This is a genomic window from Bradyrhizobium sp. WSM3983 (genome assembly GCF_000473045.1).
In the GTDB taxonomy this organism is placed as follows: domain Bacteria; phylum Pseudomonadota; class Alphaproteobacteria; order Rhizobiales; family Xanthobacteraceae; genus Bradyrhizobium.
This window is the reverse complement of record NZ_AXAY01000052.1, coordinates 21,814-28,576: the sequence shown is the minus strand read 5'-3', so window position 1 is coordinate 28,576 and position 6,763 is coordinate 21,814. Positions and strand designations below refer to the sequence as shown.

10 protein-coding genes are annotated in these 6,763 nt (G+C 61.2%); 6 read left to right on the top strand and 4 right to left on the bottom strand.

Annotated elements, in window-relative coordinates; translation table 11 throughout:
• Positions 1 to 389: 389 nt before the first annotated feature.
• Complete coding sequence (locus tag YUA_RS51395; RefSeq protein WP_198029522.1) at positions 390 to 650, top strand: hypothetical protein; 261 nt, start codon at positions 390 to 392, stop codon at positions 648 to 650.
• 357 nt (positions 651 to 1,007) lie between these two features.
• Complete coding sequence (locus tag YUA_RS0139365; RefSeq protein WP_027535550.1) at positions 1,008 to 1,286, top strand: hypothetical protein; 279 nt, start codon at positions 1,008 to 1,010, stop codon at positions 1,284 to 1,286.
• A gap of 24 nt (positions 1,287 to 1,310) precedes the next feature.
• Here the strand turns inward: YUA_RS0139365 and YUA_RS0139360 are convergent, their stop codons facing one another.
• Positions 1,311 to 1,499 (bottom strand): DUF3606 domain-containing protein, encoded by a 189-nt coding sequence (locus YUA_RS0139360; protein ID WP_027535549.1) that lies wholly within the window; start codon positions 1,497 to 1,499, stop codon positions 1,311 to 1,313.
• A 245-nt stretch (positions 1,500 to 1,744) separates the two neighbouring features.
• Here YUA_RS0139360 and ligD point away from each other — a divergent pair, with 245 nt between their 5' ends.
• On the top strand, positions 1,745 to 2,692 hold the full coding sequence (gene ligD, locus YUA_RS0139355) for a non-homologous end-joining DNA ligase (protein WP_027535548.1): 948 nt from the start codon (positions 1,745 to 1,747) through the stop codon (positions 2,690 to 2,692).
• Positions 2,693 to 2,770: 78 nt separating this feature from the next.
• On the opposite strand, the gene YUA_RS0139350 is transcribed toward ligD, so the two are convergent.
• The 3 genes from YUA_RS0139350 to YUA_RS0139340 all read right to left on the bottom strand — a co-directional run bounded on the left by YUA_RS0139350 (position 2,771) and on the right by YUA_RS0139340 (position 4,951).
• Positions 2,771 to 3,235 carry a metallophosphoesterase family protein gene (locus YUA_RS0139350; RefSeq protein ID WP_027535547.1) on the bottom strand — a complete coding sequence of 155 codons (465 nt, stop codon included), beginning with the start codon at positions 3,233 to 3,235 and terminating at the stop codon, positions 2,771 to 2,773.
• Positions 3,232 to 3,735, bottom strand: a complete 504-nt coding sequence (locus tag YUA_RS0139345; protein WP_027535546.1) for an NUDIX domain-containing protein — start codon at positions 3,733 to 3,735, stop codon at positions 3,232 to 3,234. The genes YUA_RS0139350 and YUA_RS0139345 overlap by 4 nt, the downstream gene beginning before the upstream one ends.
• A 286-nt stretch (positions 3,736 to 4,021) precedes the next feature.
• Positions 4,022 to 4,951: a Ku protein gene (locus YUA_RS0139340; protein WP_027535545.1), complete on the bottom strand. Its 930-nt coding sequence runs from the start codon at positions 4,949 to 4,951 to the stop codon at positions 4,022 to 4,024.
• 140 nt (positions 4,952 to 5,091) lie between these two features.
• On the opposite strand from YUA_RS0139340, the gene YUA_RS0139335 reads away from it, so the two are divergent.
• Genes YUA_RS0139335 through YUA_RS0139325 form a run of 3 tightly spaced genes read left to right on the top strand, consistent with a single transcriptional unit; the run spans position 5,092 to position 6,712 of the window.
• Complete coding sequence (locus tag YUA_RS0139335) at positions 5,092 to 5,487, top strand: hypothetical protein (protein ID WP_027535544.1); 396 nt, start codon at positions 5,092 to 5,094, stop codon at positions 5,485 to 5,487.
• A gap of 46 nt (positions 5,488 to 5,533) precedes the next feature.
• Complete coding sequence (locus YUA_RS0139330) at positions 5,534 to 5,983, top strand: hypothetical protein (RefSeq protein ID WP_027535543.1); 450 nt, start codon at positions 5,534 to 5,536, stop codon at positions 5,981 to 5,983.
• A gap of 3 nt (positions 5,984 to 5,986) precedes the next feature.
• Positions 5,987 to 6,712: an SOS response-associated peptidase gene (locus tag YUA_RS0139325; RefSeq protein ID WP_027535542.1), complete on the top strand. Its 726-nt coding sequence runs from the start codon at positions 5,987 to 5,989 to the stop codon at positions 6,710 to 6,712.
• Positions 6,713 to 6,763 lie beyond the last annotated feature (51 nt).

The window sequence follows — 6,763 nt, the reverse complement described above, 5'->3', positions numbered from 1 at the left end:
GCTCGGTTCACGAGAGCCCGGTGCGGCCCTGGCCGCACGCGCCAAGACCTGAGCGAACGTGATGCAGGCAATGAGACGAGAACCGCCCGGCATTTTCACAGGAGCCTCACAACTATGGAAGAGAGGCCTGTGGGCGGAGGGAAAGAAGACCACTCGCGGACGCGGCGAAAGAGGCACCCGCAGGAGGGTCAGCATAGCGCCGACGCGTAGCGGCGGGACTTGGCACCGAGTGCAGTCGCGAGACCGGTGAAGAAGGCGCACCCGACCCGAAGGGCAGTGATAGCGACGCCGGCATGCAATGACGGCGGGCCCGAGGGCTCCGGCGAGCGACTCAATGCGGATTTACGCCTCCTTGGTATCAATTTTGCTTTTGTGATATCGTCTCACTGATGCGCATGTCGATGCACGGCGTGGGCATTTTCAGTGAGTCAATTCTTTACAGAGGACGACATGGCCAAGAAAGCCAAGAAGGCAAAGAAGACCGCGAAGGCAGCCACCAAGAAGGTGGCAAAGAAGACTTCAAAGAAAAAGAAGTAGTCGTAGCGGCTACTGATCTATTGCCGCCTCCGGGTCGCAATCCGGATGAAAAGCGAGACCTTCCAAAGGATATGAAGCGTCCTTTGCAGCCGTTCGGTATCGCGGCACGCTAAGATAAGGCCGGACCTTTGTGCAGGTGGCTGCTGCATAAAGGCCCGGTTTTTCGTTTCTGCCCCGCGAGGGGCATGGTCTGCTCGTGCGCGAGGGATCGAAGCCGCATGGCCGAGACGCTCCGCGGCTCGGTTCACGAGAGCCCGGTGCGGCGACAGCCGCACGCGCAAAACGGATAAGGCGTCTGAAGTATCGGAAAACGGTTTCTTCGGTTCGTTCCTGCCCGCCTGGCACCTGGCCGGGCGAAAAATTCGGCCTTCGAAAAACCACGAGATCCCACGCCGAATCCCAGTCGTGTATTAGCGATGGGGAACGTCTGCGGGACTAAACGATTCGTCTCAGCGTGAGAGAACCTTTCAATGCTGATGACCAAGCAGAGACGGCCGGCGATCCGCACCCTGCACGGTTGGGCGATCAACGTGCTGAATGAAGCCGGCGCCATCCGCGAGTGCGAGGAGCACGGTTGGATGCAAGACCGCACCGATCCACATGCCCGAGAGCGGGCCTTCGATGTCGCTCGTCGAGACCTGCCGGAAGGCGTATCCCGTGAAGCAGCGGAGGCCGCGGTTCGCGACGTGCTGGACTCGATAGGTGATACCTGCCCAGAATGCCCTCCTGACGAGGAGGACCGGCGCTAGGCCCGACGCCGACCCGTCTCCGACTCAGCGGCCTAGCCGTTTCTCCACACGCTTGCGCGTGTTGCCGACCTTCTTGACGGCTTTTTTCACCGCGGGTGCCGACTTTCCAGTCTTCTTTGCCTCGTACTGCACTTCGTAGTCCTGCCCGCCAGCCACCCGCGCCCGGTCCTGTTTTCGTCCGCGCGCCGTCTTGCTCTTCTTCGCTACCGCCATCGGTGCCTCCTGTTGTGACATCGAAGCAAACGCGACAAGGATTCGCAGGTTCCGGAACGATTCGAACTGTGCCACTTTGAATCGGCTGTAGCGTAGAGTTCTTCAGTCGCGTTTCAGCGTAAAAGGCCGGCGGCTATCGATGTCAAGGCGCTTTTCCCCGGCTTCATCGAACCGGCCCCGGCCACCTCGAGCGATAAGGTGCCGTCCATGCATTACGCAACACGCTCTGAAGGATTGGCCCTTGAATGAGCCGGACGTCGACCCTGCCCAAACGCCTACAGCCAATGCTTGCTACGCTCACCGACGCGCCGTTCGATGACCGCGGCTGGGTTTTCGAGGATAAGTACGATGGCTTCCGGATGATCGCGGAAATCCGCCGGGGCAAGGTTTCGCTCTACAGCCGCAACGGCAAGATCATCAGCCGTAGCTATATCGAGGTCGCCAAAGCGCTGGAGGGCGTGAAGGGCGACGCCGTGATCGACGGCGAGCTCGTCGCGATCGGAAAGGACGGCGTCTCACATTTTCAGCTGCTCCAAAACGCACTGCGCCATGAAGCGAAGCTCAAGTATTGCGTCTTCGATCTCATGTTTGAGAATGCAGTGGACTTGCGCAAGCAGCCTCTCCTCGAGCGCAAGAAGCGGCTGAAGGCAATTCTGCCGCGCAACAAGCTGATCGCCTTTAGCGCTCACCGTAAAGGGAACGGCACGAAATTCTTCGCCGAGGCCGAGCGGAAGGGTCTCGAAGGCATCATGGCGAAGCGCGCCGACAGTGTGTATGCGTCCGGAAGCCGGACGGCGGATTGGCTGAAGATCAAGACAGCAAAGCGGCAGGAAGTGGTGATCGCGGGCTTCACGGCGCCCAAGCGCTCCAGGCCGTTCTTCGGCGCCCTGGTCCTCGCTGTGCGCGAAGAGGACGCTTGGCGCTACATCGGTCATGTCGGCACTGGTTTCAGCCACAAGGCCCTGGAAGACATCCATGCCAAGCTCATGAAGCTGACGGCCTCAAAGTCACCCTTCCCTGCCAAAGTGAAGGATGAGGCCGCCACGACCTGGCTCAGGCCCTCGCTGGTGGCCGAGGTCAAATTTGCGGAGTGGACGAGCAAGGGCGAACTGCGCCAGCCCGTCTACCTTGGGCTCAGGTCCGACAAGCGGGCGAAGGACGTCGTGCGCGAGCGAGAACGACCGCACAAGTAGACCTTCCGTTCGGTGAAAGCCGGCAAAAAGGATTGACGCACTCGCCTCCTCCGGTGTGAATTCCTTCCGCGGTGGCACTCAGTCGCCTCCAAGGTCGTGGATTTCCGGCCGCATGCCGTCAGGCGTGAGTTCGAGCGTCGCAAACGTGATCGGCAGCTTGAAACGCCGGGGTCCAGCGCTGCCCGGATTCAGATAGAGAACGCCACCGAGCGTGTCGATCTTCGGCACGTGGGAATGCCCGGAGACGATGACGTCGATGCCGGTCCCGAGGTCGGCCTTCAGTGTCTTCAAGTCGTGCAGAACGTAGATCGATTTTCCCGCCAGGCGCACAAGGATTGTGTCGGGGTATTCGCGGGCCCACTCGCCACAGTCCACGTTTCCACGAATGGCCGTGACGGGCGCGATGCAGCGAAGCGCATCGACGATCTCGGGGCGCCCGATGTCGCCGGCATGGATGATGTGATCGACGCCCGTCAGGCCTCGCTCCGCCTCGGGCCTCAACAGACCGTGCGTGTCCGAAATGATTCCAATCCGGAAGCTCATTTCCCGGCGCTCTCAAACGCGATTGCCAAAAGACGATCGAGAAACTCAACTTGAGCGGACAGCATCTTGGTCCGCGCGAGCTCGGTATCGAACCATTCCGCGCGGTCGACTTCGGGAAAGCTCTGCCGTCGACCGCTTCGAGGCGGCCATTCGATATCGAAGCTATTGCTGGTCAGCGCTGCCGGATCAAAGTGGCCCTCGCCGGCGAATACGATGACGCGCTTCCCTGCCCGCTGTCGGACTTCTCCAAGCGCCCGGAGTGGACCAATCGAAGCGCTCGGGCCGAGTTCTTCGGCAAATTCGCGTCGAGCGACGTTCTCCGGAGCATCCGCGGCATCGATTTCGCCCTTAGGAATGGACCAGGCGCCATCATCCTTCTTGCGCCAGAACGGACCGCCGGGGTGAACGAGCAGTACCTCGATCCCACGAACGCTCTTGCGGTATGCGAGAATACCCGCACTCAAGCGCGATCTCCTGGAAGTTTTTTTCACCGCAGCCATATCGCTCCTGCTTTGCAGAGCAATCGAGAGCCGGCGAGCCGTCGTCCCGCCATACCGGACCGCGCTCGCCGAGCGCCTGCTTAGCCTCGTCCAGGCTCCTATGCACCGTTACTTCGGCCTCGCAGGCGGCCGCCTTCCTGGCGCGCGCACCGAGCCGCCGGGCCGCCATTAGACGGCCGACGAGATGATCTCGCGTGATCTCGTCGAGACGGGATTTGCCATTCGCCAGAGCCTGCAGCGGACGACGAATAGTGGCCGTCCGGCGTCACCGGATCCTTCACGACACCTAAGCCGACTTCCGCTGCGGCTTGGCCGGCTTCTTCGCCGCGGTCTCCTTCGCCGGCTTCTTGCCTGCGATCGGCATCAGCATTTCCTTCTGCCCGGCCGCCGGCTTACGCGGCTTTTTTGCCGATTTCTTGGGTGCCTCTGTCGCGGACGCGCCCTCTCTTCCGATGCTCTTTCGCAGCGCGTCCATCAGGTCCACCACGTTCTCGCCGCGGGGACGCGCTTTCGCGGTGATTGGTTTGCCGGCACGCTTCTGGTTGATCAGATCAATGAGCGCAGTCTCGTACTGGTCCTCGAACTTGTCCGGCTCGAAATGTCCCGCCTTCTGATTGACGATGTGCTTTGCGAGATCAAGCATGTCCTTGGTGACTTTGACGTCCTGGATATCGTCGAAATACTCCTCCGCAGAACGGACTTCATAGGGATAGCGCAGGAGCGTTCCCATCAGCCCCTTGTCGAGCGGCTCCAGCGCAATGATGTGCTCGCGATTGGTCAGCACAACACGACCGATTGCGACTTTGTTCATCTCGCGGATGGTTTCCCGAATGACGGCGAAGGCATCGTGCCCGACTTTGCCGTCCGGACGCAGGTAGTAGGGCCGGATGAGATATCGCGGATCAATCTCGCTGCGGTCGACGAACTCGTCGATCTCGATGGTTCGCGTCGACTCCAGCGCGACGTTCTCAAGCTCCTCCTTGGTCACCTCGATGAAGGTATCGGTGTCGACCTTGTAGCCCTTGACGATGTCCTCGTTGTCGACCTCCTCGCCGGTGTCAGCGTCGACCTTGGCGTACTTGATCCGATGGCCGGTCTTCCGGTTCAGCTGGTTGAACGAGACCTTTTCGGATTCCGACGTGGCCGGATACAGCGCGACCGGACAGGTAACGAGGGAAAGACGCAGGAAGCCTTTCCAGTTAGCGCGGGGGGCCATGGAAACTCCGATACAGATACCGGATTCAAGACGAACGACCCGGCTTGGTTCCGACATCGCGGCCCGTCCCACAGGAGGATTTTTCTCAGCAGCCGCCCGGTCGGACTCGACATTTGTTCTTATTTTGTTCTAATTCAGGCATGACCGACCGACCCGCGAGCTGGCGCATGCCGACCCCGAAGCAAATGGAAAAGCTGGCCGCTGAAAACGCCCGTAGGCCGAGGCCTTCCACTGCGGCTCCAGAGGCGCCGCTTCCAGCCGAATACTGGGAATCGGTCCTCAGAGACCCTCGCGCCCGCACGACCGAGGCCCAAATGCGGCAGCGGCGTCTCTCCGAAATTCAACGCCACGTGCTGCGAGTCTCCTGCCACCGCTGCGAGCGGACCTTGGAAATCCAGACCGCCGATGCTGTCCGATTGTATGGCGCCAACGCGCTCTGGAAGGACGTGGCACAGCGGCTGCTCGACAACACCTGCCAACAGCGCACCGGCAGGCATGAAGAAGACGGGTGCTGGCCAGCGTTCGAGACGCCGTAGTCGCTCTGGATTTGCCGATCCGATCTCTTTGCGCCTGGATGCCCGGATGGCCCCGAAGTATCACCCTACGCCCCTGTCGGGCGGCGATCGCAAGGCTCTGGCAAAAGAGCTCGGCAAGGCACGCGCGATGGCTAACATCCTGGCTAACCAGTCGGCGGAGATGCGGGCCAAAGGCGAGGCGATGATCCAGCAAGCCGATAGGCTGCTTTGCGAAAGCTGGAACGAGCGGATGTGGAGTGACGGCGAACCGATCGATCCGTCGCCGACCATCGATCAGGCCGTGAACGGAGGCTTCCCCTGGCTGGAGATCAGGTGCGCGCGCTGCAAGACGCCGAGCGACGTGGACCTCGCGGCGATGAAGCACCCGCCGACCACCTTCGTGCACGATCTCGCCAGCCGGCTGCGCTGCCGCAAATGCGCCAAGGCGGGCCGGCGCCCATCCGCGACTCTGCTACAGTTGACGTGGCAACCGCGCCATCCTCGAAACGAATCCTGACCGATGTGCAATCTTTATTCGATCACGACAAACCAGGCCGCGATCAGCGCGCTGTTTCGCGTCGTAAACCGATACGTCGGCAATCTGGCGCCGATGCCCGGCGTGTTTCCCGACTACACGGCGCCGATCGTGCGCAACGGGGCTGAGGGCCGCGAACTCGCTACGGCGCGATGGGGAATGCCATCTTCATCAAAAGCGCTGATGGATGCCACGAAGAAGCGGGCCGAAAAGCTGCAGGCCAAGGGCAAGGCTGTGGATTTCAAGGAATTGCTGCGGATGGAGCCGGATGGCGGTACGACCAACATCCGCAATGTGAAGAGCAAGCACTGGACGAGATGGCTAGAGCCTGAAAACCGCTGCGTAGTCCCGTTCAACTCCTTCAGCGAGTTCAACAAGGCCGAGGGCGGCGATATCTGGTTCGCGCTCGATGAGACCCGTCCCCTCGCCTGCTTCGCTGGCATATGGACCAACTGGACGTCTGTCCGGAAGGTCAAGGAAGGTGAGACGACCAACGACCTCTACGCATTCCTCACGACGGAGCCGAACGCTGATGTAGGTGCCATCCACCCCAAGGCGATGCCGGTGATCCTGACGACGCCTGACGAGGTCGATACCTGGATGATAGCCTCTCCAGGCGAGGCCCTGAAGCTGCAGCGGCCCCTGCCGGACGGAATGCTCCGGGTCGTCGCCCGCGGCATTAAGGAAGACCTGCCTTCATCGGCGGTCTGAGAGGCAGATCCGGCGTTCGCCGGCCTCCGCAATCGGCAAGAAAGACTAAGC